At 49.5% G+C, this 24,511-nt stretch carries 27 protein-coding genes and 1 riboswitch; of the genes, 13 read left to right on the forward strand and 14 right to left on the reverse strand.

What is annotated here, in order from left to right; all coding sequences use genetic code 11:
- Window positions 1-6: 6 nt before the first annotated feature.
- Window positions 7-246 carry an acetolactate synthase 2 small subunit gene (gene ilvM, locus ELR70_RS23165; protein WP_010383772.1) on the reverse strand — a complete coding sequence of 80 codons (240 nt, stop codon included), beginning with the start codon at window positions 244-246 and terminating at the stop codon, window positions 7-9.
- Window positions 247-278: 32 nt separating this feature from the next.
- Complete coding sequence (gene ilvG / locus ELR70_RS23170) at window positions 279-1,934, reverse strand: acetolactate synthase 2 catalytic subunit (protein WP_054014914.1); 1,656 nt, start codon at window positions 1,932-1,934, stop codon at window positions 279-281.
- A 506-nt stretch (window positions 1,935-2,440) separates the two neighbouring features.
- On the opposite strand from ilvG, the gene ELR70_RS23175 reads away from it, so the two are divergent.
- Window positions 2,441-3,322: a TraB/GumN family protein gene (locus ELR70_RS23175; RefSeq protein ID WP_054014915.1), complete on the forward strand. Its 882-nt coding sequence runs from the start codon at window positions 2,441-2,443 to the stop codon at window positions 3,320-3,322.
- Window positions 3,323-3,418: 96 nt separating this feature from the next.
- Window positions 3,419-4,033: a hypothetical protein gene (locus tag ELR70_RS23180; RefSeq protein ID WP_054014916.1), complete on the forward strand. Its 615-nt coding sequence runs from the start codon at window positions 3,419-3,421 to the stop codon at window positions 4,031-4,033.
- Here ELR70_RS23180 and ELR70_RS23185 read toward each other — a convergent pair.
- Window positions 4,017-5,771, reverse strand: a complete 1,755-nt coding sequence (locus ELR70_RS23185) for a response regulator (protein ID WP_054014917.1) — start codon at window positions 5,769-5,771, stop codon at window positions 4,017-4,019. The two genes, ELR70_RS23180 and ELR70_RS23185, sit on opposite strands and share 17 nt — an antisense overlap.
- Before the next feature lie 173 nt (window positions 5,772-5,944).
- Window positions 5,945-6,121, forward strand: a riboswitch (Lysine riboswitch).
- 113 nt (window positions 6,122-6,234) lie between these two features.
- On the opposite strand from ELR70_RS23185, the gene dapA reads away from it, so the two are divergent.
- From dapA to ELR70_RS23205, 4 genes are read left to right on the forward strand one after another with little or no spacing between them, the layout of a single operon-like run.
- Window positions 6,235-7,131: a 4-hydroxy-tetrahydrodipicolinate synthase gene (dapA, locus tag ELR70_RS23190; RefSeq protein WP_054014918.1), complete on the forward strand. Its 897-nt coding sequence runs from the start codon at window positions 6,235-6,237 to the stop codon at window positions 7,129-7,131.
- 10 nt (window positions 7,132-7,141) lie between these two features.
- Window positions 7,142-7,882: a 2,3,4,5-tetrahydropyridine-2,6-dicarboxylate N-succinyltransferase gene (locus tag ELR70_RS23195; protein ID WP_054014919.1), complete on the forward strand. Its 741-nt coding sequence runs from the start codon at window positions 7,142-7,144 to the stop codon at window positions 7,880-7,882.
- Entirely contained in the window at window positions 7,882-9,102 is a 1,221-nt protein-coding gene (locus ELR70_RS23200) for a PLP-dependent decarboxylase (RefSeq protein ID WP_054014920.1), read from the forward strand. Before ELR70_RS23195 ends, ELR70_RS23200 begins: the two co-directional genes overlap by 1 nt.
- A gap of 2 nt (window positions 9,103-9,104) precedes the next feature.
- The gene (locus ELR70_RS23205; RefSeq protein ID WP_054014921.1) at window positions 9,105-10,217 is read left to right on the forward strand and encodes a succinylglutamate desuccinylase/aspartoacylase family protein; all 1,113 of its coding nucleotides are present in this window, start codon (window positions 9,105-9,107) and stop codon (window positions 10,215-10,217) included.
- A 300-nt stretch (window positions 10,218-10,517) separates the two neighbouring features.
- Here the strand turns inward: ELR70_RS23205 and ELR70_RS23210 are convergent, their stop codons facing one another.
- Window positions 10,518-10,724, reverse strand: a complete 207-nt coding sequence (locus tag ELR70_RS23210) for a hypothetical protein (RefSeq protein ID WP_054014922.1) — start codon at window positions 10,722-10,724, stop codon at window positions 10,518-10,520.
- 168 nt (window positions 10,725-10,892) lie between these two features.
- Here ELR70_RS23210 and ELR70_RS23215 point away from each other — a divergent pair, with 168 nt between their 5' ends.
- Entirely contained in the window at window positions 10,893-11,915 is a 1,023-nt protein-coding gene (locus tag ELR70_RS23215; RefSeq protein WP_054014923.1) for a phospholipase A, read from the forward strand.
- Between the two features lie 42 nt (window positions 11,916-11,957).
- On the opposite strand, the gene ELR70_RS23220 is transcribed toward ELR70_RS23215, so the two are convergent.
- Window positions 11,958-12,851, reverse strand: coding sequence for a bifunctional GNAT family N-acetyltransferase/hotdog fold thioesterase (locus ELR70_RS23220; RefSeq protein WP_054014924.1), 894 nt, complete (start codon window positions 12,849-12,851; stop codon window positions 11,958-11,960).
- Between the two features lie 215 nt (window positions 12,852-13,066).
- Here ELR70_RS23220 and ELR70_RS23225 point away from each other — a divergent pair, with 215 nt between their 5' ends.
- Window positions 13,067-13,756, forward strand: a complete 690-nt coding sequence (locus tag ELR70_RS23225; protein WP_054014991.1) for a methyltransferase — start codon at window positions 13,067-13,069, stop codon at window positions 13,754-13,756.
- Between the two features lie 9 nt (window positions 13,757-13,765).
- Here ELR70_RS23225 and dtd read toward each other — a convergent pair whose 3' ends face one another.
- From dtd to ELR70_RS23240, 3 genes are read right to left on the reverse strand one after another with little or no spacing between them, the layout of a single operon-like run.
- The gene (gene dtd, locus ELR70_RS23230; RefSeq protein ID WP_054014925.1) at window positions 13,766-14,203 is read right to left on the reverse strand and encodes a D-aminoacyl-tRNA deacylase; all 438 of its coding nucleotides are present in this window, start codon (window positions 14,201-14,203) and stop codon (window positions 13,766-13,768) included.
- A 44-nt stretch (window positions 14,204-14,247) separates the two neighbouring features.
- The gene (locus ELR70_RS23235) at window positions 14,248-15,189 is read right to left on the reverse strand and encodes an alpha/beta fold hydrolase (RefSeq protein ID WP_054014926.1); all 942 of its coding nucleotides are present in this window, start codon (window positions 15,187-15,189) and stop codon (window positions 14,248-14,250) included.
- An 11-nt stretch (window positions 15,190-15,200) separates the two neighbouring features.
- Window positions 15,201-16,082 (reverse strand): virulence factor BrkB family protein, encoded by an 882-nt coding sequence (locus tag ELR70_RS23240; protein WP_054014992.1) that lies wholly within the window; start codon window positions 16,080-16,082, stop codon window positions 15,201-15,203.
- A gap of 111 nt (window positions 16,083-16,193) precedes the next feature.
- Between ELR70_RS23240 and ELR70_RS23245 the strand changes: the two genes are divergently transcribed.
- Window positions 16,194-16,856, forward strand: coding sequence for a DUF2959 domain-containing protein (locus tag ELR70_RS23245; protein WP_054014927.1), 663 nt, complete (start codon window positions 16,194-16,196; stop codon window positions 16,854-16,856).
- A gap of 55 nt (window positions 16,857-16,911) precedes the next feature.
- Here the strand turns inward: ELR70_RS23245 and ELR70_RS23250 are convergent, their stop codons facing one another.
- Together ELR70_RS23250 and ELR70_RS23255 are read right to left on the reverse strand one after the other, a co-directional pair.
- Window positions 16,912-17,586: a hypothetical protein gene (locus ELR70_RS23250; protein ID WP_054014928.1), complete on the reverse strand. Its 675-nt coding sequence runs from the start codon at window positions 17,584-17,586 to the stop codon at window positions 16,912-16,914.
- Between the two features lie 84 nt (window positions 17,587-17,670).
- Window positions 17,671-17,943, reverse strand: a complete 273-nt coding sequence (locus ELR70_RS23255; RefSeq protein ID WP_054014929.1) for a hypothetical protein — start codon at window positions 17,941-17,943, stop codon at window positions 17,671-17,673.
- Between the two features lie 207 nt (window positions 17,944-18,150).
- Here ELR70_RS23255 and ELR70_RS23260 point away from each other — a divergent pair, with 207 nt between their 5' ends.
- The 4 genes from ELR70_RS23260 to ELR70_RS23275 all read left to right on the forward strand — a co-directional run bounded on the left by ELR70_RS23260 (window position 18,151) and on the right by ELR70_RS23275 (window position 20,512).
- Entirely contained in the window at window positions 18,151-18,549 is a 399-nt protein-coding gene (locus ELR70_RS23260; RefSeq protein ID WP_054014930.1) for an RNA-binding S4 domain-containing protein, read from the forward strand.
- Window positions 18,550-18,565: 16 nt separating this feature from the next.
- Window positions 18,566-19,006: a PaaI family thioesterase gene (locus tag ELR70_RS23265; protein WP_054014931.1), complete on the forward strand. Its 441-nt coding sequence runs from the start codon at window positions 18,566-18,568 to the stop codon at window positions 19,004-19,006.
- 91 nt (window positions 19,007-19,097) lie between these two features.
- Entirely contained in the window at window positions 19,098-19,322 is a 225-nt protein-coding gene (locus tag ELR70_RS23270) for a hypothetical protein (protein ID WP_054014932.1), read from the forward strand.
- A 98-nt stretch (window positions 19,323-19,420) separates the two neighbouring features.
- Complete coding sequence (locus ELR70_RS23275) at window positions 19,421-20,512, forward strand: NAD(P)/FAD-dependent oxidoreductase (protein WP_054014933.1); 1,092 nt, start codon at window positions 19,421-19,423, stop codon at window positions 20,510-20,512.
- Between the two features lies 1 nt (window position 20,513).
- Here ELR70_RS23275 and ELR70_RS23280 read toward each other — a convergent pair whose 3' ends face one another.
- The 4 genes from ELR70_RS23280 to cysI all read right to left on the reverse strand — a co-directional run bounded on the left by ELR70_RS23280 (window position 20,514) and on the right by cysI (window position 24,465).
- Window positions 20,514-21,023 (reverse strand): DUF4124 domain-containing protein, encoded by a 510-nt coding sequence (locus tag ELR70_RS23280; protein ID WP_054014934.1) that lies wholly within the window; start codon window positions 21,021-21,023, stop codon window positions 20,514-20,516.
- Window positions 21,020-21,811, reverse strand: a complete 792-nt coding sequence (locus ELR70_RS23285) for a hypothetical protein (protein WP_054014935.1) — start codon at window positions 21,809-21,811, stop codon at window positions 21,020-21,022. Before ELR70_RS23285 ends, ELR70_RS23280 begins: the two co-directional genes overlap by 4 nt.
- 124 nt (window positions 21,812-21,935) lie before the next feature.
- Window positions 21,936-22,676 (reverse strand): phosphoadenylyl-sulfate reductase, encoded by a 741-nt coding sequence (locus ELR70_RS23290; protein WP_054014936.1) that lies wholly within the window; start codon window positions 22,674-22,676, stop codon window positions 21,936-21,938.
- 64 nt (window positions 22,677-22,740) lie between these two features.
- Complete coding sequence (gene cysI, locus ELR70_RS23295) at window positions 22,741-24,465, reverse strand: assimilatory sulfite reductase (NADPH) hemoprotein subunit (RefSeq protein WP_054014937.1); 1,725 nt, start codon at window positions 24,463-24,465, stop codon at window positions 22,741-22,743.
- Window positions 24,466-24,511: the final 46 nt, after the last annotated feature.

A 24,511-nucleotide genomic window follows, 5' to 3' on the forward strand; every position in this document is an offset into this window, starting at 1 on the left:
TATTTATTATATTGCCTGCTGTAGTGTGTGCAGATCGACTGACTGCACTTCAACCAGCTTATTTAATTGTGACGTCAATAGATAGATGGGTTTGTCACTATCTACCGTCATTTTGACGTGAAATAACTCTTCGTGGCCCTGAAGCTCCAATTGTGTCAGGCGAAACCCGCGATGACGGGCTACGCGCAAAAAACGCTCGACTGCGATGGCCTGGTTGTTTACCGCTACGGTGAGTTGATGTTTCATGGTGTTCGCTCCGTCAAAGGAAGTAAGTAAAATTAATCTTGCTGTTGCGATTGCGTCAGCATTTCATGGTTTGCAGCGCCCGGCGGTACTAATGGCCAGACATTTTCTTTGTCGTCGATGCAGGCATGCAATATATAAGGGCCCGTTGAAGCCAGCAGCGCATCGACCGCTCCATCGACCTCATCCGCGCGTGTGATGGTCTGTCCCGGAATACCGAACACCGCAGCCAGCTGGACAAAATCCGGGTTATCCGACAGATTGGTCTCACTGTAGCGGCCATCAAAAAAGAGCTGCTGCCACTGGCGTACCATGCCCAGGCGCTGGTTATCGAGAATGACAATTTTGACCGGTAAGTTATTGCGTCGTATGGTCGCCAGCTCCTGTATATTCATCATGATAGAGCCATCGCCGGATACCGTTATCACCATGTCTTCAGGACGAGCAACCTGAGCACCTATGGCAGCCGGTAAACCAAACCCCATGGTGCCTGCGCCGCCACTACTCAGGTGATTACTTGGATGGCTGAATCGCATATGTTGTGCCACCCACATCTGGTGTTGACCCACATCACAACACACCACCCCCGTATCCGGCATCAAACGGCTTAAGCGGTTCAGCAGATAAGGAGCATATACCTTGTCACCAGGGTAGTCATAACGCCATGCATGTTGCTCAGCCAGCGCACTGATATGGGCACGCCAAGATGCAGGAGCTACCTCCCCTTGTAATAGCGGCAATGACACTTTCAAATCAGCAATCAGTGAAGCAGCCGCAGGTTTACGCTTACCCACTTCAGCCGGGTCGATGTCCAGGTGGATCACTTTGGCCGCAGCGGCAAACTTCGCCAGATTGCCCGTTACCCGATCATCAAAGCGCGCGCCGATACAAACCAGCAAATCACATTCCTGTACAGCCAGGTTTGCAGCCTGACCACCATGCATGCCCAACATCCCCAGATCGTATGCATACTCAGGCTTCACGCTGCCCAACGCTTTGAGTGTCGACACCGCTGGCATCTGTGTACGTTGCAAAAAAGCCATCAGCTCGGCCTGTGCATCTGCACTGTGAACGCCTCCGCCCACATAAGCCACCGGCTTTTTCGCCTGCGCCAAAAGCGCATTGGCTTTGTCCAGCTCAAAACTCGACAATGGCGTTGGCTGATACGCTTCGGCTTGCCAGGCAGTCACAGGAACCTGGGCCTGCTGAATGTCTTTCGGAATATCCACCAACACCGGGCCTGGACGACCTGACTGTGCAATATGCATGGCCTGCTGCAGCACTTCTGCCAAATCTTCACCGCGTTCAACCATGAAACTGTGCTTAGTACAGGATAACGACATACCCAGTACATCAACCTCCTGAAAGGCATCAGAACCAATCGCGGCAGTAGGCACCTGACCGGTGATAGCCATTAGCGGTACCGAGTCCATCATGGCATCGGCCAGAGCAGTCACCAGATTGGTTGCGCCTGGGCCTGATGTCGCAAAACAGACGCCCAGCTTACCTGTGCTTCTGGCGTAGCCAACCGCTGCAAACCCGGCGCCTTGTTCATGGCGAGTCAGATAATGCTTCAGTGGCGCACCGTATAGCGCATCGTAAATCGGCATGATGGCTCCACCCGGATACCCGAATACCGAACTCACCCCTTGTTTTACCAACATGTCTATTACCAATTGTGCGCCTGTCATTGTTTTGCCTATTGCCCTTTGTCTTTGAATTTGGCCCTAAAACGAAAAAGCCCCCCGAACTTCTCAGTGCGGGGGCTTTTTGCTAATACTTTTTAAACAGCACTAACCAGCCCCCGCGGTAATAATAATCACCACGTTGATAATCACGACTAGTAGAGAAACTGTTTTCATCATGTCACTGCTCTTTTAATAAAACCGAATACGTTGCACGCGCTCGAAGCGCTCCTGTGTGCTCTTTTTTTATTAGTAACCCGTGAGCGGCTAACAAGTCAACCCTCAAAACTATGCTAATTAGAGAGTGTTCTCGAGTCGATTTTGAAAATAAATCTAAAATATCGAACTTTTAGGAATAAAAAATACCAATTTGAAAACTCACCTCACCTTAAAGCCAAAGAGAGTATTTTTTCTCACACGATTCATCCTTACGCGTAACAACATTAAATTTTTATGATTTACTCCGGGAATTGATTATGATGTACCCACTTTAATCGTATTCGGAGGGAGCCATGCCCCATCTTACTCGCCTGACCCTGCTGTTCTTTGTGCTCGTTGTGTCACTACTCAGTCACCCTGTCACAGCAAAACCAGCTCTGTGGAGTGTGGAAAAAAACGGCGTTACCTCTTATTTATTTGGTACCGTTCATGTTGGTGACGCGTCTATGGAGGGGTTAGATAAACGCCTCAAAACAGCCATAGCCAACAGCCAAACTGTGGTGGTCGAGCTAAACACCAAAGCCATCACCGCAGCACAGCTACAGCGCAGAACCTTGCCATTCATGCTGCTTGAACAAGGGCAGACACTAAGAACCAATTTGACACCCGAAACCTACAAACAAGTTGAGCAGTATTTATCAGCACGTGACATCAAGATAGAGCTGTTCAATCATTATCAACCCTGGTTTGTGATGCTCACTATTTTACAACTGGAGTACACCAAAGCAGGCTTCGGTGAAGAATTTGGCATTGACGGGCAAGTCATAGAGTATGCAACTCAGCTCAACAAGCCAATCATGGAGTTGGAAAGTCTTGAGCAACAGCTCACCATATTCACAGCGCTAAGCACGCAAAGTGACGCCATGATAGTCGACACACTCAAGCAGGTTAAAGACTTTGACCGCTACTTCACCAAGATGCTCTCGGCATGGAAAAAAGGCGACTATCAACAGCTTAATGAGTTTTATGATATGAGTTTTGATAACACTCAGTACGGCCAACAGGCAGAGCAAGTCATGCTTATTCAGCGTAACAATGCCTGGGTGCAAACACTCACACCCAAGCTCGTCAACAACGCCCACTTTATTGCTGTCGGTGCACTACACTTGCCCCAGGAACATGGCTTGATCAGTCAATTCCAAAACCTGGGTTTCAAGGTGCAACGCATCTATTAACCATCTGAAAAGCGACTTTTTTGAGTCGCTTTTAAACCTTTGGGCTTTCATGTGCGTCACACAGATATCAATACGACACCAACAAAGGACAACAGGATGAGAAGCAATCTGATCACTGCCGCACTACTGGTACTGAGCGCAACAACTCAGGCTAATGAAACACGCACGTTAACCCATTCCTTCGACATAGCTGACAGCTCAGAGCTGGAAATTCAATTTCCGATAGGCAAGCTGAAAACGGTGAGTCATTCAGGTAAAACGATCGATGTAACCATTGAACTGGAGCCCGCTGAACACGATATAGACTGGTTGCCAGACGCATTGGCTGACGTACAGTTAGACAGCCGCCGCGAGGGAGATGACCTGAACCTGAGCATCAATAATAAGTATGTAAAACAAAGCTGGATAGTTAAAGTCCCAGACTCAATGGAACTCGATATTGAGATTGACGTAGGTAACGTCAAACTCCTCGGTTTACGCAATGACGCAGATGTTGAAATTGGCGTTGGCAATGTCAATATTGAGACTGCGGCTGGCGATTTTCGTCGGGTACGCTTCGATGCCGGCGTAGGGAAAACGCGCTTATCTGACATGCCAGGAGAGGTTGATACCGAGCGCAACATGGTAGGTGAAACGCTGCGTTATCGCGGTAAAGGCGAGCACAGCATTGATGTTGAAGTCGGTGTTGGCAACATCACTTTGCGCCGTTAGCAGACAAGATTTTAATCAGAGCCCGCTCCAGGGCATCTTGCTCCACTGGCTTAAACAAATAATCGGTCGCGCCCAGCTGCATGGCCGATTTAATTGCCTGCTCAGAGGTATTGGCCGTCAGCACCAGAATAGGAGTCGACAGTGCCAGCGTCTGACGAATTTCTTTTATTGCTTTAAACCCATCCATGATCGGCATATTCAGATCCATCAGAATGACATCGAAAGACTGATGAGCCAGTACCTCAATTGCTTGTCCACCGTGGCTGGCATGGATACTGGTTAACTCCAGACTCTCAAGCATTTTTTCGATGATTTTTGCATTAAGCAGGTTATCCTCGACCAGTAACACTTTACAGCGGGTAATGCCGAGTGCCTGATCCGGTTCAGGCAGTCGCTTCAGCGGCACGCTCAATGACGCTTTAGTGCCATGAGGCTGGCGAGCGACAAACGTCAACTCGCCAGACATAATTGCCAAAATCAAATTGCAACGCGCCAGTCCCAGCTGTAAGCCCTGAAAGTGATGTCTGTCCAAGTTATTTTCTGTTGGGGGCGCATTCACATGTGCCATATTAAAGCCGGGACCACTGTCTTCTACTTCGCAATAAAAGCGCCAACCCGACTCGTCTTCATCTGGATTAGGCAGCTCAACCCAGGCAGACAAACTCACGATTCCCTGCTCAGTAAATTTTACCGCGTTATCGAGCAACTGCCCGATAACCCAGCTCAAACGTTCGTGATCACACTCAAAAATTTTCTCGGTATGACTACTAAAATGGTAGCTAAAATCTAAGCCTTTTTCTTTGGCGAGCAGACGATAAGTGGCGATGGACTGACCCAGCGTATCCGTTAAGCGCGCCGGATGAAAATTGAGTTCAGGTTGCTGTTCATCAGACAATCTATTGTAGTCTTCCACTGAAGCAATCAGGGCCTTCAGCTGCTGTGCCGCTTTATTAGCCTGTGCCAGATAGCCCTCTCGCTGAGACTCCTGATACAAATGCAAATATCCCAGCACTGCCTGCAAAGGCGTGCGTAATTCATGGCTGGCGCGGGCCAAAAACATCGCCCGGCTTTGATTAGCATGTTCTGCTTTCAGACGCGTTTGCTGTAAACGCTCAATTGCGCTGGCAATACTGCGCTCCATCGGAAAAAATATCCATTTGATCTCAGCAATTAGCAACGCCAGCCCTACCAGCCACATCAGTAATTGCAGATTCCTCAGTTTTTCAATTTTCTGATTCGCTGACTGTTCGAACAACAGCACAGCATGATCTAAATCTTGTAGCAGTAATTGAGAGCGGGTATGGATCTCCTGGATCTGGTCCGGGCTAGGTTGCTCAGCGGTGTTTGAGAGCAAAGATAAATACTGATTTAACTGGTTGTTCAAATCCCCGGGCTGCTCAAAATACCAGGCAGACAGTTCGGCGTTCAGATGCACAAAATCCTCGCCATCACGCATAGTCAAAAAGTCGTGGTTACTTTGTAGCAGCTGCAACGCGTTGCTCAAAGCCTGAAGGTCAGCAGCAACATTGCGCTCACGCATAATGATCACATATTCCAAATGCAACGCCGCTTTTTGCGATAGCATGCGCTGCATACCAGCAACATTGATCACTCTGGCAGCCTGCTTTTGCTGGTCCAGTAAATACAGGGTCAGGCCGGTTGTCATGGTCAGCAACAGCAACATAATAACCAGCGCCACCAGGTATTTCAGGCGATAGCGTGTAACCAGATTGTTCAAATCATCCCTCCACTTGCCAGTCGATTCGTCCAGACTCCTGACTCATTCCCAGTTTAGATTAAATTTCAAACTTTTGCCGACGGCGACTTGACACCCAGACGGCCAAAATGTTTCAATGCGCCCGTACCCTATTTTATCCAGACGGCCATACATACAAGATGTATGGGTGTCTTAGGGCTGGAAGAGGTGCGTTATTCAGGTATTTGAGTGGAGGAGAGCAAACTCCCGAGAAACTCAAAGAGGGGAATTAACGCCGAGAAGTATTGTGTTTTGCTTACACTGTGCTTCGGGCGACTGGGCTGAATCCCAGCGACTGTCACCAACACATTTGGTGGAGAGCTTCTGGTCTTAGAAACAATATGGCCAGCGGCCTATTCTTTTTAAGTCCATTGCTCTTCGAATTTTAAACGGTTCGGAGCGGGACACTTCCCTGACTACCGGGCCAGCAAGAAGTTCGGTAGAGATGAAATCACACACTTTGCAACCTGAACAGTTATCTGACTACCCGTTATGGACGGCTTTAGTTACGCCTTTTGATGCGTACGATCAGGTCGATTACCACAGCTTAGAGCAACTCGTTGCGCAGCAAGTCGAAGCAAACAATGGCATCTTGCTGTTGGGAAGCACCGGTGAGGGATTAGCCCTGACCCTTGCTGAACAACGAAAAATCGTTGAGTTTGTTTGTGCGTTGGAGCCACAGGTACCCATTATGGTTGCAGTTGGCGGCATCAACCTGTCAGCCCAGCTAGAGTGGGTTGAGTTTTGCAATACACAAAACATTGATGCCCTGCTACTGGGCTCCCCACTCTATGCCAAGCCCGGCGTAGTTGGCCAGACTCAGTGGTTCGATGCGCTACTGTGCGCCACTTCACTGCCATGTATGTTATACAACGTTCCTGGTCGCAGTGCCGTTGCCATTGCCCCTGAAGTGCTGACTAATCTGGCACATCATGACAATTTGTGGGCACTCAAAGAAGCCAGCGGTGACATTGCCACGTTTGAATCCTTCCGCCGTGCGCTGCCAAAACTGGCAATTTACAGCGGTGACGATGCATTGCTTCCCTACTTTGCTCAGGCAGGTGCTGTCGGCCTGGTGTCGGTGGCATCCAACGCCTGGCCAGCTCAAACCGCCGAGTTTGTACGCCGCGCACTCAGTGGCACCAGTCCAAACCTGTTTACCACTTGGGCCGACGCCATCAGCAGCCTGTTTGCCGTTGCTAACCCCATCCCGGTAAAAGCACTCATGCACCTGCAAGGTAATCTGGCAACGCCTCACCTCAGGCCGCCACTGACGCACCTGGAACTAACCAATAATGCGGCTCTGAGCGCCGCCAACGAACAGATTTTATCCTGGAATTAAGAGAATCCCTATGACCTGGTCAACACTTTTAGATAATTTAGAAAATGGCTCACAACGTGCGGCAAGCCAAGATGAGCATGGTAACTGGCATGCTAACGTCGAAGTAAAAGAAGGTATTCTGGCAGCATTTCGTGCCGGTCAAAATACAGAATATCCAGGCGGTTTTGTAGACAAAGACAACTTGGCACCGCGTGGTTTCTCAGCCGATGATGCGGTACGTATGGTTCCTGGTGGCAGTAGTGTGCGCCGCGGCGCTTATGTTGCGCCTGGCACCATTATCATGCCGCCAGCTTATGTCAATATCGGCGCTTACATAGACAGCGGCACTATGGTCGACAGTCATGCATTGGTTGGCTCCTGTGCTCAGATAGGTAAGAACGTTCACCTTAGTGCCGCAGTGCAGATCGGTGGCGTGCTAGAGCCTGTCGGTGCCAGCCCGGTTGTAGTGGAAGACGACGCCTTCATCGGTGCAGGATGCGTACTGGTTGAAGGCGTAGTCGTGAAGCAAGGTGCAGTGTTGGCACCTGGTGTTCGTCTGTCTGCCAGTATTCCGGTTTACGACTGCGTTAATGAGCGTACACTAGACAAGGGCGAAGCCATTCCCCCGTTTGCCATTGTTATCCCTGGCTCGCGTCCGGCTTCCAGTGACTGGGCCAAAGCCCAGGGGCTGAGCATGTCCTGTGCTTTGATAGTCAAATATCGTGACGAACAAAGTGACGCATCATTAGAGCTCGAAGAGGTGCTTCGCTAATGTTAGCCTTGAGTACGCCTTTGCGCGAGCAACTTAATACGCTGTGCACAGAGCAAAACAATTGTGACCTGGCAACGCCCTTTTTTGTCTATGATCTCGATGCGCTGCACGCCCATGTAAGCCGCCTTACCACCCAGGATGTGGTAAAACTCTGGTACGCGGTCAAAGCCAACCCGCTTTCCAGTGTGCTTAACACACTAGACAAAGCCGGGTTCAACTTTGACGTTGCCAGTCGCGGAGAGCTAACACAAGTGCTATCACAGGACATCGCAGCTGAGCGCGTACTCAACACCGGGCCGGCCAAGTCGCCAGCCCAGATCCAACATTTCCTGCAGGCAGGCGTAACAACTTTTGTGGCTGAAAGCCTGAATCAGGTGCGCTGGTTGAATGAAGCCGCAGAACAACATCAAAAAACTCTGACTGTGCTGCTGCGCGTTCAGCTGCGTTGGCCAGCAGGCGACAAAAATCCGCTTGGTGGCGACAGCCTGACGCCCTTCGGCCTGGGATGTGAGCAGTGGCAACAGCTTACTTTAAGCGAGTATCCAGCGCTGGACTTCGCCGGCCTGCATATTTTCCAATGGGGTAATATGCTGGATGCCGCCAAACTAGCCAGCCTCTGGCAACAAATGGTGCCACCTCTGGTTAGCCTGAGTGCACAACTCGGCATGTCACTGAGGATCCTTGATCTGGGTGGTGGATTGGGTGTCCCATATGACCCCACTCATCAACCCCTCGACTGGGATCAGGTTATCGATAATCTGGCCAGGATCAAAGCGGATGCAGGTGTCGAAGAGCTGTGGATGGAGCTGGGTCGCTACGCCGTGGCGCACTGTGGTTATTATCTCAACCCAGTAGTTGAGCAAAAGATCAACTATGGCGAGCATCAGCTGATCCTTGCCGGTGGCGTTAACCATTTACTGCGTCCGGCTGTAACGGGCCAGGCGTTTCCGGTTAAAGCATTGCGTGAATCCACAGCAATTAGGCGCGATTATCATTTACATGGTCCCTTGTGTACCGCCATTGATCACCTCGGTACCCATAACTTGCCTGACGATCTCGACTATGGTGACTGGCTGATATTTGGCCAGTGTGGTGCCTATGGCTTTACCGAAAGTATGCCCTATTTCCTGTGCCATGAACTACCGGCTGAATACGTCTTTAAGCAGGGTCTGTTGTACTGCATTCGTCAAAGCGAAAACGCCGACTATTATCTGAGGTAGCCATGAACACAATTACACAGCAACATATCCAGGTTGGGGAAATCGCCAATGGCCTGCCACTGACCATTCCTGTCTATCGCCTGCAAGGTAAGGGAACGGGCCCAAATGTATATATTCAGGCCAATATGCATGGCGCCGAGGTACAAGGCAATGCCGTAATTTACGCTCTGCTGGAGCAACTCAAGCACCTGACACTGGCCGGTGACATTACGCTTGTACCTTATGCTAACCCGATTGGCTGTAATCAGAAGTCGGGGGAATTTACGCTCGGGCGCTTTGACCCTATTACCGGGGTAAACTGGAATCGCATGTACTATGATCACAGTGCACAGGTGCAAACTTGTCTTGCAAAGTACAGTCAGGCCCCCGATGCAACGCTGATTGCGGCCTTTCGCGAACAACTATGCAAAGTAACCGACACCTTGCTTGATGCACCCGCACATACACTGAATACAGGCAAGCGAATTGCACTGACACTGCAAAAATTAGCCCATCAGGCAGACATTGTCTTGGATCTGCACACAGGTCCCATTTCGGCAAAGCACTTATATTGCCCAGAATATGCTAAAGACAGCGCACGCTATTTTGATATTCCCCATGTACTGCTGATCCCCAATGAATTCGATGGGGCAATGGATGAAGCCAGCTTCTGTCCCTGGTGGCAGCTAAGTGATGCGCTAAAAGAACAAGGTCGTGACCTGCCCGTCCCCGTAGAAGCATTCACTGTTGAACTGGGCTCTCAGGAAAAAATTGATCTCGATGAAGCCGTACATGATGCCAATAGCATCCTCAGTTACCTGACTCACAAAGAAGTGATAGCAGATGGCAGCCATCAACCAAGAGACATCAAACGTTACGCCTGCGCACTCAAAGATTACCTGACTTACTATGCACCTATGGGCGGTATGGTGGAGTATAAAGCGCAGCTTGGTGAGCACATTAAGGCGGGAGATTGTATTGCGCGGATCTTACGCATGGAGCAGTACTTATCCGAAATGCCCCTGCACAGCCTGTCATTAACCCAAGATGCCATTGCGATACTGCATTTCGCGTCGGCCAGTGTTAATCAGGGCACTGAGTTATATAAATTTTTTACTAACTACTATGAACTGTAATGGGGTCCTGCGCATAGGTCAGTACTCAGTTCGCGTAACGCACAAAACGAAGCAACGATTGCGTGAGAGTAGGTGAGCAAACCCTCACTTGCTAAGGTGAGGCGGCAACACACGTTGCCGCCGGCCTTTTTATACCAATTTGCTTAATTAAGTGTTCTATTTTGAGGCGAGAAAATAGGATCGATAACCAGGCAAAAATTTGCAAGCTCAAACCTTAGGTAAAGGTTCTAAATGAGAAATTTTTAACGCCGTTAGCGTCATATTTGCTCCTTCACATTGAACTGGTATTAAGTGAAATTGTTATAAATCCGGCATACAGATTTCGTTACGAGCAGAGTAGCAGTCCCGGCCAGTAGGGCAACCCAGGAACACGGCGGTATCGCACCCAAACGAGTTACAAGCTGGATAGCCAGAGGCTCCGCCAGCAATATTCGGTGTCTGAGCCAATCCAAGCTGCTGGTTATTACTCAGTTGTTTTATACATTTTTTGTTCAGTGATATTTTCATGTCCATTTCCTTTTATGTAGTTTGCTCAATTAACCTACTGCCATATTGAACAAAAATCAACCACCACATATCTTGACAAGAGACTCTGCTATTAACTTTGTCCTTCTTCGTTTTCTCTTCCATGATAAAATGACAACTTATTGCTTTTGACTAAGGACTTCACCACTTATGAAACTCAGGATGCTCGCTTTTTTGCCATTATTGGCGTCTGCACCACTTCAGGCCAAGGAAACGCAGGACAAGGATGACCTGGAGATAATAAAACAATGTGTACTGAACGAAATCATCGCCGGTGATCAACAACAAACTGTTGCTGAGCTCAAAGCTTATTGCGAGAAACTGCAAAAAACGAGCCTCAGTCAGCTGGATCGCCGCATGGCGCGCGAGATGATCACGGAGAACAACCGCAATGTGCTGACACCGCACAATCGCAACTATATTTTGCCGGTTACCTATGTCAAAAACCCTAACTCCAGACCCTTTGACGGCCTAAAAGCCATTCAGGAAGAAGAAGGTGAACCACTCGATCATATGGAAGTCAAATACCAGATATCGATGAAAGTGCCCCTGTATCGGCACTCTAAGGACAAGGACCAGGCTGTTTATGTCGGCGTGACATTGCAATCTTACTGGCAGCTCTACAACAAAGATATCTCCTCCCCGTTTCGTGAAACTAATTATGAACCGGAGATCTTCTGGATCAACTTCCTGGACGATGAAAACGTTCTGTGGGGCGATGAAATGGCCATCATTCTGGGAGCATCGCATCAATCAAACGGCCGTAGTCAGCCGAATTCACGCTCCTGGAACCGTATCTATGCCAATTTTATCTGGGAGTATGAAGGCTTTGTGTTTAGCTTTAAACCTTGGTATCGCCTGCCTGAAGACGACAAACCAGAACAGCTAGTCGCCAAAGGCGATGACAACCCAGACATTCACAAGTATATGGGTTACTTTGAGCTTAGTGGTGCCTATCGCCATGGCGACCATGAGTTTGGTTTTATGACCCGTAACAACTTTAACAGTGATAACCATGGCGCCATACAGCTTGACTGGTCATTCCCACTACCGGGCTCTTCCAGGGTGCGCGGTTATGTACAGTATTTCAATGGCTATGGCGAGAGCATGATTGATTATAATGCCCATATTCAAAGACTTGGCCTGGGCATTGCCGTCACAGATCTGCTCTAATACTGACATGATGCGGCCCGCCTTTGCAGGCCGCATATGGGATTATTTGATAACCACAAACAGCCCTTCAAATTTCGCCACCAGCACATCACCATCATAGACATTAACCGGCACACGATATTTGGCTTTACCCTCATCGTTGAGTGCACTCAGCTCGCCACTACACTCGGCCAGCGTGACCGTTGCACTGGGCGCGGTGGTCAGCGGTTTAAGATACTGAATATTGGCGTCAGCCAGGACAATATTGCCTTCCAGAGCCAGCTCTTTGAGTGCCAGATAGGTAGCACCCCACCCGGTCAGCGTCGCCATACTATAAACCGAACCAGCAAACATCGAATTGTGCAAATTCAGGTTAGCTTTAAGGTCTGCGCGAGTTGAAAACTGCCAGTCGGTGTAACTTTCTACCTTAATCCCCATCGCATCACTGATAGGGATCGACTCGCGCCAGGTATCCTGTAACACCTGAGTCCACTGCGGGTGACGGAACCAGCCAGGCTCAGATGGACGTTGCTTAACCATTTTCCAGTGCTGCACATCACCATAGGACAAGTGGGCTTTTTCAATCATCTGATAACCGTGGCGTTCATAAAATGCCAATGCGCGCTCTCTGGCAAACAACACCAGCTCTTGGGCTTGTTGTGTCCAGGCTATTTTTTCCAGCTCATGCAACAGCCGACTGCCCAAATGATGGCCACGATGTGCCTCATCTACAGCCATATAACGCACTTGTGCCTGTTGCTGATTGTTGAAATGCAGACGCGCCACACCGAGCACCTGACCTTCGTTATTTTTGATATAACGATGTTCGGCCTCCTGCTCAAGATCATCCTGCTCGCTGCCTCTGGGCTGATCCCAGGGCGCCCGTAAAACCTGCCATCGTAGTTGATAATACGCTTGCCAATCTTCACTGCTCTGTGGCGCTGTTACTTGAAACATGGTGACTCCTGTGCTTTTCCTGTCGCCGGGGCGATACGCCCGGCCCGTGCAACCTGCTCCCACTTTTTAACGGGGAACTTTTGTCTAATTTATGGACCTTACCTTACAAGAAAAGTGCGCAACAGGGAATGATCGGCCAGATTTGGCCAATTTGTCATGTAAATTCAACGAAACGCAGTGGCAGAACTGTGAGGCCCAGCTATGCTGATGTAACTATGCAAGATTTTATTATCGAACCCGGCACTATCAGTAACGAGTTTGTACATCAGAGCCATCAACTTGGGCATCTGTTGTACTGGCATAAACATGGCAAAATCAGCATACAAGTACGCCAGGAAAAAACCTTACGCTGGTTACTGATTAACGACACTCTGCAATCCGTGATTGAGCTCAATCATCCGGAGAAGCTGCTTTTTCCCCATTTACAGGTGTTAGCCGCGTTGTGGCAAAAGTGCCCCACTCCTGGCAAAGTACTGGAACTGGGTCTTGGCGCTGGGGCTATCCGGGATTATTTGCATATCAGCTATCCCGACTGTCAGATAACTTCTATCGATAATAACCCTGATATTATTCATTGCTATAAACGCTATTTTGGTGGCAATCCTATCTCTAACGTCAGTTGTAGCGATGCCTACAAGGCGCTGGAGAACAATGGCCATTATGACTGGATCATCCTGGACTTGTTCAGCCAGCTAGATGCACCACGATTTTTGTACGAACACAAGTTTTACACACAAATTCGTGCCACGCTCAATGAAGGCGGCCGCCTATATATCAATTTTCTTGCGGAGCATGATTCGCAACTAAAACAGCTTGAGCACCTGCTTATCACCAACTTTGGCAAAAAACCCTTCGTACACAAAGTGCCCGATTACGCCAATCACATTATTTCTTTAACCCGCTAAAGATGTCCGTCAGACCGACAAATTAAACGTGACCGGACCGTCATTGCACAGGCTCACTTGCATATCGGCAGCAAACCGCCCAGTGGCCACCTGCAACCCAGACTCTTTCGCCTTCGCTACAAAATACTCGTAAAGTGCTTCGGCTTGCGCAGGCGTAGCAGCAGATGAAAAGCTCGGGCGCATGCCCTTTTTGGTATCCGCCGCTAACGTAAACTGAGACACCACCAGCAACTCACCCTCAATGTCTCTCAGGCTCAAATTCATTTTGCCCTGCTCATCGGTAAAAATACGGTAGTTACTGATCTTATGCAGCAAGTTGTCTGCACTTTTTTGATCGTCAGCCTTCTCTACTCCGAGCAGCACCAAGATCCCCTGACCAATTTGACCGACACACTCGCCCTCCACGACCACATTGGCCTGACTGACCCTTTGAATTAATCCCTGCACGCTTACCTCTATGATTCATGACGTAATTTATATCTACTGTGGCGCTAATGCGCCAGTTTACATAACAGTAAATCGGCGGCACGCCGTATCGCTTCGGAATATACTGCATTTGTGGCGCAGTGCCCAACTTCTTCGAGGATCAGCAAACGCGCATTAAGCTGCTCGGCCAATGCCTGAGCCATCGCAAAACGACAAACATAGTCATGGCGGCTATGGATCATCCACACAGGCAAGCTTGCGATTTTATTAGCCTGTTGAAATATCTGTTGTTCTTCAATAAAACAGCGGGTATTAAAGTAATGCACCATAATCCGGGCTTGCTGAACCACGGCCTGTTCATGATCCAGCTGATAACGCTGCGCCTGGCTGCCAACGCTAAGCTGGCGATCCCAGTCATGCCACTGCTGCGCAGCGCGGCGTACCGCCACTTCATCATCGCAATGCAATAGCTGGGTATAACGGGACAATATCGCTTTGTAATCCCCTTGTCCCTGACTGAAAACCTGATAACGCTCCGGGTAGAATTGTGCACCGGCACCGCTGATCCCATAGAGCCACTGTAAATCACTTTGGCACCCCAAAAAGGTCGCCCATAATACCAACCCCAGCACGCGCTGCGGATAGCGCTGCGCAAACAAGAGGGCTAACGTGGCCCCCCAGGAACCACCCGCCAGTACGCACTGACTGATATCTAAGTACGACAGCAGACTATCTATATCCTGGAGCAGGTATTCTGTGGTGTTGTGTGTGAGTTGCTGGGGGGAAGACTGGCCACAACCGCGCTGACTAAACAAAATTATACGATAGCGTTGTGGATTAAAATAACTGGCAGAATGGCGACATAAGCCGCTCCCCGGGCCACCATGACAAATAATCACAGGCAACCCGGTCTCCAGACCAAACTCTTCTACATGTATTTGATGTCCATGAGACACCGCCATATGAAAACTGCGTCGTGGCGATTCCAGCCGATACAATTGAGTCATTGCACACCTCTTTATTGTGGTGTGTCTTGTTCCTCGCACTCCTTTTCGGACAAACAGGCAGTAAATTCAGCACCCAGCAGCACCACCATCCAGGAAAGATAAACCCAGACGAACAGAATTGGCACTGTGGCCAGCGCACCATAGATCACCTCATAGGAGGGAAAATGGCTGATATACAGAGCAAAGCCTTTTTTGGTCAGTTCAAATAGCAAAGCTGCAAAAAATGCCCCAGGTATCGCTGCCTGATAAGACACGCGTGTATTTGGTACTAAAGTATAGAGCATAAAAAAGCCTGCCATGGAAATAACATAGGGCAAAAGCTTCAATAAAAAACCGCTGAACCCCGGGATCCCCTGATCGGCAAAAGAAACCAATGACACAATATACGACGTTACACCAATACTGGCTCCCAATAATACCGGGCCCAACGTCAGCACCATCCAGTAAATAGCAAAGGAAATCATCATAGGTCGCGATTTTTCGACCCGCCAGATACGATTCAACGCAGCATCGACGTTGCGGATCAGCAATAAGGCAACGGCGGTAAGAAAACCAATCCCCACCGCAGTCATCTGATTTGCATTGCCAGTAAAGGCACTGATATGGGATTTAATGGTGTCTGTCGAGGTGGGCACAAAATTATTAAAAATAAAACTTTCTATGGCATCCCGGGCATCCTGAAAGCCGGGGAATGCACTGAAGATCGCCACCCCGACCGCGACCAGAGGGATCAGAGACAGCAGGGTCACATAAGCCAGATAGCCCGCATTGATCATGAGCTGGTCTTGCTGGCAGCGCTGGTAGAAGCACAACCACCAATCGGGCTGGCGCCTTAAAAAGGCCTTGCCTTGCTGTTTCATTGACAACAAGCGCTGTAGCCATAATTCATTCATCATTACACAGGTTCACAGAGTGAGTTTTGCACATCTTACCAATCCCAGTCATAATTCATAGGGTCAGATTTAAGTATAAGCCGTTATGTATCAACTGCATTAGGAAAGCCGATGAACAATTCTGTGTTAAAAACGAGCCTCATAATCTTGAGCCTGAGCCTGCTTAGCGCCTGCCAAAGCGCGTACTACGCAGCCTGGGAAAAAGTAGGGGTGCACAAGCGCGAGATCTTAGTTGACCGTGTAGAAAATACCAAAGAAGCGCAACAAGCTACTCAACAAGAGTTTCAGTCTGCACTGGAGCGTCTGACTACCCTGATCAATTTTGATGGTGGCGAATTACAAAGTGTGTATCAACAACTCAATGACGATTATCTCTCCAGTGAAGCCGCAGCGCAGGACGTACGTACGAACATAGACAAGGTAGAAGACGTTGCAGAGGCCTTATTCTCTGAATGGCAGGATGAGCTGAGCCAATACTCCAGTGCCAAACTGAAGCGCCAGAGCGAACAAAAGCTCCGACAAACGCAACGTCAGTTTGACAAGTTGCTACGCTCAATGCGTGCCAGCGAAGCCAAAATGCAACCAGTACTGGATTCACTCAAAGATAACGTATTGTATTTAAAGCACAACCTAAACGCACAAGCGATCGCCGCCATCAAAGGCGAATTCAGTGGCCTGAAACGGGATATTCAATCTCTGATCAGTGATATGAATCGCTCCATTGAGGACTCCAACGCCTTTATCGCCAGTATGAATAATACTAACCAGCCATAAAGGTAAAGCTCTGCTCAGTCACGGTTAATCCTGCCAGTTAACCGTGACTACTATGCTAATCGGCATAGATTACCTGCAAATCACAATTGAAAATGGGGATGGCTGCATAACTGCGGTGGCCCATCACTTGGAAGGTAACCGCAGGTTTTTCTCCAAACCGCGTCTGTACTGTGTGCGAGCGCATCTGATAGGCCTGTTGCATCGCGCCACGGCCATCATTCCATATCAGGGTCAAATAGGGGTCAATGTATTGCCACTGCCCCTTTGTTGCCGTCCCGGTCAGGTTCCAGTCTCCGCTCGTGCTCAGTTCAATCTGAAAGGGATCCATTGCACAGTCGTGCGAGTGTACGACGTTAGGCAGTCTCACCTGAGAGCCATCGCCAGGAAAATACAAACCATAATTGCCCTCACTGAAACGATGATATTCGCCGTTAAAGTCCTGCACATTGAGCCCGGCATACCCCAACCCACGTACCACCTCAGACAACTGTGAGATCAGAGCATCATTTTGATCTGCCGGAAAGCGATTGAGACGAACAGTGTTACTATCACTGGTGTACTCTACAGGCACGGGAAGGTCATTCAATACATAGTTGATATTGGCCTGTTCCAGCTGGTTCACCAACAGCTGCTGTTTTGTGTCGTCCAAAGATGAGTGAAACACATGTACCAAAGGCTGATTGCTACAGGCGCTCAAAAATAAGCACCCAGCCACTGACCATACTTTCATGAAAAGTCCTTGTTCTTATTATTATGGTCAGAGTAAACCACAGCCGCCCGACACCTGTCCATTGTTCCAATGTGACTCTCGGCATCAGTGACTACGTGTCAGCCAGTTTTGCACCGCGGTTTTGGGATACACAATCTCTTTAAACAAGCGGTGACGCTCAAATTTAAGATCGCTCTCCTGACTGGGTAGACCAGCCTGGACCTGACTGTGATGCTCATTGAATCGAGAGATCAAAGTCAGCTTGTCTCTGCCCTGATTGAGCTGAGTGTTGAGATAGCCACGCACATCATCTGCTGTCATTAACCCCAATGCCTCTAAATTCATCAGGTCTTTTTTTAATGCAGAACGGATCCCCATGGAATGTCTCCTGTTGTCATAATTTACAAAAGTCGCAGCGAATCACTGCCAAACGTCTCGACCAATGGCCGCCCGACTCCGTATCGGCGTGCAAGATACACACCAAATGCTGCAATTACATTAAAGACACCACGATGATCGAAAAAGTTTCGTGGTTCACCGCAGCGTCGCGCTATACTGTCGCAAAACATCCAACGGGGTTGTGATATGAATCAAGATTATATTGAAATCGAGCTCGAAGAAGAGCCAATTGAGCTTTGTAACCTTTTAAAAGTATTAGACTTTGCAGAAAGTGGCGGGCAAGCCAAGCAACTTATCGCCGCAGGATATGTGGGCGTCAATGGTGAGCTGTGTACGGTTAAACGCAAGAAATTGTACGCAGGTGATACCCTCTACTTTAATGAAGAAACATTCATGCTGACCCTCGCAGAGGGCGCTGTACCTGCAGAGCGTAGCCAGCCAAAACCATCCCCTGCGCACCAGTCCAGTGCACATTCAGCAACTGATAAGGGCAAGCAGCCAACCCAATCTGGCAAAAAGCGACGCAATAAGCAAAAGAATAACGTGGATAGTGTCACGGGCAGAAAACCCATTTCGTTTGGATAAAACAGGAGATCACACAGTGAGTATCTGGTATCGCCCAATCACACTGGCACAGTGCCAAGCCCTGGATGAGGGACTCCATCAAAAAGGCACGCTGATGCAAACCTTAGGGATCAGCATCAGTGAAATTGGCGATGACTACCTCGTTGCCACTATGCCCGCCACCCCAGCGCACCATAATCCGCTAGGCATGGTCCATGGTGGTGCCAATGTTGCTTTAGCCGAAACTGTGGCCAGTTATGCAGCTAATTTTGCAGTCGACTTTGAACGTTTTTACTGTGTCGGACAGGAGATTAACGCCAATCACCTTAAAGCCTCACGAAACGGGACGCTCACTGCCACGGCACGACCCCTGCATCTTGGCCGGCGTACTTCAGTCTGGGAAGTGAAAATCGTCAATGCGCGTGATGAGTTATGCTGCGTCGCTCGTATGACTGCCGCAGTCGTAGAACGACGCTAGCCCTAACCTCACCGAAATTGATATAGCGCAAGCCGCTCTACTCTTTACAATATCACAATGATCTCAACCCCAGTTTGTGGAGGCTGAGATCATGAAGAAACAAAAACGCCTGATTATTATTCTGCACTGTGTGATTGTATGTGGCCTGTTACTGATCTTCACAGGGCACACTCTGCTGAGCGCCCAGTGGTTGACGGCACTCGGACCCACGGGGTATGCGCTAGGTGCGGCCTGCATAGCCATAGGTCTGATCTGCTCATTACCAACTAAGATTTATCTGACGATTTTGTTAATGCGCCGAGAAAAGTCAGACTAATCCAGATTGCATTACAGCCCAATTCATCACCTGGGGCTTTGCCTCTGTACTGGCATTTCGCTACAATTTTGCTTTCAGTTACTAATTCAGACACATCCATGGACCATATAGATACAGTGATCATAGGCGCAGGAGTCGTTGGCCTGGCCATCGCGGCACGCCTGAGTCAAACCCGCTCCGTCCTGGTCATCGATCAGATGGGACAATTTGGCGAGCATACCAGTAGCCGCAACAGTGAAGTGATCCATGCTGGTCTCTATTATGATGAACACAGCCTTAAAGCACATTTGTGTGTCCGTGGTAAAGCCTTGCTGTACGCACATTGCGAGCGCTTTCATGTTCCGGTTAAGCAGCTTGGTAAAATTTTATTCGCTCGTACGGCGCAAGAGCAAGGTAAACTCGCTGCAATTGAGGCGCAGGCAAAGCGCAACGGCGTGCATGATCTGGCGCCTCTCAGCCAAACACAAATCGCGGATATGGCTCCTGGCCTGCACACCAGTGCGGCGTTGTTTTCACCTTCAACCGGGATTGTCGACAGCCACCAGCTGATGCTGTCTTTAGTCCATCAGCTTGAGCACGCAGGTGGCAACCTGGTCTGTCACACCCGCTTTGAATCGGCGGAAAAAACAGCGTCAGGATTTGCACTGACGCTAAACTGCGACGGTGCCCCCTTTGAGCTGAGTTGCAATACTCTGATCAACGCTGGAGGCCTGTTTGCACAAGACAATGCTCAGCGAATCACGGGACTTGACAAGGACCAGATCCCACAAAGCCATTTATGCCGTGGTCAGTATTTCTGTTATCAAGGCCCCCACCCCTTCAATCACCTGATCTACCCGATGCCTGAACAACATGGTCTGGGGATCCATGCTACTTTAGACATGGCAGGTCAACTCAGGTTCGGGCCCGATGCCCAGTTTATTGACAAGCTGGATTACCAAGTTGACGCACAGGCCAAAGCCCGTTTTGTGCAAGCAATACAAAGCTACTGGCCCGCTCTGGACCCTGAGCGGCTGCATCCCGACTACGCGGGAATAAGACCTAAGTTGTATCGGGATCAGGGGCAAGACTTTGTGATTGAAGGGCATCAACACCATAGTATTAATGGTCTTATCAACCTGTTTGGTATTGAATCACCCGGGCTGACCGCCAGTCTGGCGATCGCCGAGTATGTTGAAGCACAACTATAGGTTAAATGCCTTCGAGCTTCTTGCTGCGCTCCTGCATTAACTTTTCAACGTTTTGTGCATCCTGGATCAACTTTTTAATGTCAGCCGGACTCATGTTTGCCGGTAAATCTTTCGGGATCCGGCCGGCATCCTGCTGCTCTTTTAGCTGCTTGAGAATGTCAGTATTTTCCGCCGCCATAATGGTGATCTTGCTGGGGTCCAGTGTCATTTCTTCACTCTGCCCACGTGCATTGGGACGGTCTGAATAGTGCCAGTTGCCCTGTGCGTCCTGCCATTTATAGATTTTTGCGGGTTTGTCCTGCGCTGTCGGTGCATCTTTACTGCTGACCATATCTACAGCTTTGTCTAGTTGCTGCTTAGATTCATTCAGCACTTGCTGTGCCTGAGTCTGCGCCTTGCCAAGGATATCATCCAGACTCAGCCAGGTGCGCCCGTCAGGCCGCTTCAAAACAAACAGTGACGCCACACCAACCAGCATCACCATAATTAACAGATAACTTGCGTACTTCATTGCGGCACTCCTTTTATATCGAGGCCATACTTTAACAGTATAGAGCGATATTCGGTAGAGTGACGAAAGCGCATAAAGAAATCACGAAATTGCGTGCAGCCCTTTAGCCCCAGAGCACTGCGATTAAACTGCAACTGTAATGCCGCTGTATCGACCACCTGATGTACTTTAAGGGCACTCACAAATTTGGGACTATTGAGCTGCAACCAGCGAATGGTAGGCAGACTCATAAAAGCAAAGCGCTTATCACCGCTGACAGGAGAGGCTAAGGTGTCGAGAATGGCTCGCTCTGAATAAAACAGCGTTTGCTCCAGCTCTCCCCGGGACAGTGCCTGCTCAACTGTTGGATAGGTATAACCAAAGCGCCCCAACATTACAAACCCCCGATAGTCCCCCTCGGGCACGGACGCCGCCTGATGGGTTATCAGCACATCTTTTATCCAGTATAAACCTGGACTCCAGCACATCGGGCTGTCACCCCGGTACCAGGACTCTGACTCCATTCGCACCTGTATCTTGTCGCGACTGATCAGTTTTTTTGAGCGCTCTTCCGGGATATAGTCTACATCCACCGCCGCGCCATCCGGAGTAAAATGGGTTAGCAGCTCAGGGAGCACACCAGGACGCTCGGGGTCGCCGGTCACAAAAGGCGGAAAAGCATTATAAGGCAAGGCAACACGCAACACCGGCAACTCAGCTCCTGCCGGAGGAAGGGGAATTGCAACACCATGACCACTCATTGGCACCAGCCACAGCAACAGACCAAACAGACTGTACATTGTGCGCATCGCACTCACCTTCTCTTTTCCCTCGTAATTCACAGTGTAGTGCTTGCATCTCAATAGTGACAAAAAAGCGGACTGGGCTGTATAGCCGAGTCCGCTTTTGTAATTGTGCTCTGATCAGAGCCGCTTAAATGCCGTCACCATCAATATGTAAACCACATTCCCGGTTAAGACCGAAGAAGCGCGTTTCCTCTTCGCTCATACCCGGCTCAAGTTTACGGGTGGTGTGCACATCACCCATAGACACATAACCCTGCTCCCATAACGGGTGATAAGACAATCCATGTTTGGTCAGGTACTGATAGACGTCACGGTTGTGCCAGTCGATAATCGGATATACCTTCACCGTCCCACGGCTGATCTCCAGGATCTGTTTGTCGGCACGAGTCGAAGACTGCTGACGGCGTAAACCACTGAACCAGGTGCCTGCCTGAAGCTCTTTTAAGGCCCGGGTCATCGGTTCTACCTTATTCAGGGTGTTATAACGCTTAATACCCTCTTCGCCCTGCTCCCACAGTTTACCAAACTTGGCTTCCTGCCATGCCGGACCCTGGACCGCACGATAGACTTTCAGATTCAGGTTCAGTTGCTCTGTCAGTTCATCAATAAAACGATAGGTTTCCGGGAACAAATACCCGGTATCCGTCAGGACCACCGGAATATCTGGACGCTGACGGGTTACTAAATGCAGCATCACCGCAGCCTGAATACCAAAACTAGACGATAATATCGGGTTCTCTGGCAGATTTTCCAGTGCCCAGATCACGCGCTCTTCAACACTTTTTTGCGCCAGCATACCGTTGGCATCATTCAATAATGCCTGCTGTGAGGCCTTATCCAGTGTCAGGATTTGTTTAAAGTCACTCATTACTCATTCCCAGTATTCCACCACCGCTCAAAGCTGTGGTCAGGGGCGCCGAGCGCCCACTTTATTATGCATGGAAGTCGGTTTTAGATACCTTAACTTCAGCCACAATTTCCTTACGGATCACAAAGTCACCAAAACATTCATCCGGCTGACGCTCTTTGGCCCACTGGCCAATCAACTCGTCCAGTGCCGGCAGGTATACCTCTTCACCGACATTTTCCAGATACAGTTTCGGGATCCGCGTCCCGGCACGGTTACCGCCCAGATACACGTTATATTTGCCCGGACCTTTACCCACGAAGCCAATCTCTGCCAACATGGCGCGGCCACAGCCGTTTGGACAACCGACAACACGCAAAATAATGTCGTCGTCGGCAATCTCATGTTTGGCCAGGATCGCTTCGGTTTTTTCAATCAGATCAGGTAAGTAACGCTCAGCTTCCGCCATGGCCAATGGGCACGTTGGCAAAGACACACAGGCCATCGAGTTTTTACGCTGCTCGGTGTGCGCATCATCGATCAGGCCGTGTTCACGGGCCAGCTGCTCAATTTCAGCCTTTTGCTCAGCAGGCACGCCTGCGATGATCAGGTTCTGATTTGCCGTCATACGGAAATCGCCCTGATGGATCTCGGCAATCTTGCGACAACCGGTTTTCAGCGGCTTGCCCGGGTAATCCAAAATCCGGCCACTTTGAATAAACACCGTCAGGTGGTGCTTACCATCAATGCCTTCAACCCAGCCAATACGGTCGCCACGATGGGTGAATTCATACGGACGGCTCGGTGCAAAGGTCACACCGGCACGTTTTTCGACTTCCGCTTTAAACGCATCGGTGCCAAAGGTATCCAGGGTATACTTGGTTTTCGCGTTTTTACGATTCGCACGGTTACCCCAGTCACGCTGTACGCCAACCACATGCTCAGCCACCGCCAGCGTGTCGTCCAGGCTGATAAAGCCAAAGTCATCTGCCTTACGTGGGTAAGTGTTCACATCACCATGAGTCATGGCCAGACCACCTCCCACCAGGACGTTGAAGCCGACCAGCTTGCCGTCTTCGGCAATGGCCACAAAGTTCAGGTCATTAGCGTGCACATCCACTTCGTTATTCGGCGGAATAGTCACTGTGGTTTTGAATTTACGCGGTAAGTAAGTACTACCTAGCACCGGCTCTTCTTCGGTGGTTTCCTGTTTTTCACCGTTTAACCAAATCTCGGCGTAGGCACGGGTTTTTGGCAGCAAGTGCTCAGAAATACGTGCCGCCCACTCGTAAGCTTCCTGGTGTAGTTCAGACTCAACAGGGTTTGTGGTACACAGTACGTTTCGGTTTACGTCACCCGCGGTGGCGATGGAGTCGATACCCACATCGTTCAGCGTCAGGTGCATTTCTTTAATATGTGGCTTGAGCACACCGTGAAACTGGAAAGTCTGACGTGTGGTCAAACGAATACTGCCATACTCAGTTTTTTCTTCAGCAAACTTGTCGATCGCCAACCACTGGTGTGGCTTGATGATCCCGCCCGGCATCCGCGCACGTAACATCACATTGTGCATCGGCTCCAGCTTTTGCTTGATACGCTCGGCACGAATATCGCGGTCATCCTGCTGATACATACCGTGGAAACGGATCAACTGGAAGTTGTCGGCGGTAAAGCCACCCGTTAATTGATCGCCCAAATCATTCGTAATGGTGCCACGCAGCAGGTTGCTCTGAGTTTTCAAACGCTCGTTATCAGACAGTTTGGCGTTCGGGTCGAGCTTACTGTTGGGTTTGTAATCGCTATTGCTCATCTTTATTCCTAAATTCTTACACTGTGACGGTGTGTACTGACTAATC

Origin of the sequence: Pseudoalteromonas sp. R3 (assembly GCF_004014715.1) — a bacterium.
Taxonomy (GTDB): Bacteria; Pseudomonadota; Gammaproteobacteria; order Enterobacterales; family Alteromonadaceae; genus Pseudoalteromonas.

What these genes read in the sequence shown, in the direction of transcription:
- ELR70_RS23250 (WP_054014928.1), bottom strand. Translation starts at nt 17,586, where the DNA reads ATGAAAGTATGGTCAGTGGCTGGGTGCTTATTTTTGAGCGCCTGTAGC.
- ELR70_RS23290 (WP_054014936.1), bottom strand. Translation starts at nt 22,676, where the DNA reads ATGAGTGACTTTAAACAAATCCTGACACTGGATAAGGCCTCACAGCAG.
- ELR70_RS23270 (WP_054014932.1), top strand. Translation starts at nt 19,098, where the DNA reads ATGAAGAAACAAAAACGCCTGATTATTATTCTGCACTGTGTGATTGTA.
- ELR70_RS23240 (WP_054014992.1), bottom strand. Translation starts at nt 16,082, where the DNA reads ATGAATGAATTATGGCTACAGCGCTTGTTGTCAATGAAACAGCAAGGC.
- ilvM (WP_010383772.1), bottom strand. Translation starts at nt 246, where the DNA reads ATGAAACATCAACTCACCGTAGCGGTAAACAACCAGGCCATCGCAGTC.
- ELR70_RS23175 (WP_054014915.1), top strand. Translation starts at nt 2,441, where the DNA reads ATGCCCCATCTTACTCGCCTGACCCTGCTGTTCTTTGTGCTCGTTGTG.
- dapA (WP_054014918.1), top strand. Translation starts at nt 6,235, where the DNA reads ATGAAATCACACACTTTGCAACCTGAACAGTTATCTGACTACCCGTTA.
- ELR70_RS23255 (WP_054014929.1), bottom strand. Translation starts at nt 17,943, where the DNA reads ATGGGGATCCGTTCTGCATTAAAAAAAGACCTGATGAATTTAGAGGCA.
- ELR70_RS23235 (WP_054014926.1), bottom strand. Translation starts at nt 15,189, where the DNA reads ATGACTCAATTGTATCGGCTGGAATCGCCACGACGCAGTTTTCATATG.
- ELR70_RS23180 (WP_054014916.1), top strand. Translation starts at nt 3,419, where the DNA reads ATGAGAAGCAATCTGATCACTGCCGCACTACTGGTACTGAGCGCAACA.
- ELR70_RS23220 (WP_054014924.1), bottom strand. Translation starts at nt 12,851, where the DNA reads ATGTTTCAAGTAACAGCGCCACAGAGCAGTGAAGATTGGCAAGCGTAT.
- ELR70_RS23275 (WP_054014933.1), top strand. Translation starts at nt 19,421, where the DNA reads ATGGACCATATAGATACAGTGATCATAGGCGCAGGAGTCGTTGGCCTG.
- ELR70_RS23285 (WP_054014935.1), bottom strand. Translation starts at nt 21,811, where the DNA reads ATGCGCACAATGTACAGTCTGTTTGGTCTGTTGCTGTGGCTGGTGCCA.
- ELR70_RS23195 (WP_054014919.1), top strand. Translation starts at nt 7,142, where the DNA reads ATGACCTGGTCAACACTTTTAGATAATTTAGAAAATGGCTCACAACGT.
- ELR70_RS23210 (WP_054014922.1), bottom strand. Translation starts at nt 10,724, where the DNA reads ATGAAAATATCACTGAACAAAAAATGTATAAAACAACTGAGTAATAAC.
- ELR70_RS23245 (WP_054014927.1), top strand. Translation starts at nt 16,194, where the DNA reads ATGAACAATTCTGTGTTAAAAACGAGCCTCATAATCTTGAGCCTGAGC.
- ELR70_RS23215 (WP_054014923.1), top strand. Translation starts at nt 10,893, where the DNA reads ATGAAACTCAGGATGCTCGCTTTTTTGCCATTATTGGCGTCTGCACCA.
- ELR70_RS23225 (WP_054014991.1), top strand. Translation starts at nt 13,067, where the DNA reads ATGCAAGATTTTATTATCGAACCCGGCACTATCAGTAACGAGTTTGTA.
- ELR70_RS23280 (WP_054014934.1), bottom strand. Translation starts at nt 21,023, where the DNA reads ATGAAGTACGCAAGTTATCTGTTAATTATGGTGATGCTGGTTGGTGTG.
- ilvG (WP_054014914.1), bottom strand. Translation starts at nt 1,934, where the DNA reads ATGACAGGCGCACAATTGGTAATAGACATGTTGGTAAAACAAGGGGTG.
- ELR70_RS23260 (WP_054014930.1), top strand. Translation starts at nt 18,151, where the DNA reads ATGAATCAAGATTATATTGAAATCGAGCTCGAAGAAGAGCCAATTGAG.
- ELR70_RS23200 (WP_054014920.1), top strand. Translation starts at nt 7,882, where the DNA reads ATGTTAGCCTTGAGTACGCCTTTGCGCGAGCAACTTAATACGCTGTGC.
- ELR70_RS23205 (WP_054014921.1), top strand. Translation starts at nt 9,105, where the DNA reads ATGAACACAATTACACAGCAACATATCCAGGTTGGGGAAATCGCCAAT.
- cysI (WP_054014937.1), bottom strand. Translation starts at nt 24,465, where the DNA reads ATGAGCAATAGCGATTACAAACCCAACAGTAAGCTCGACCCGAACGCC.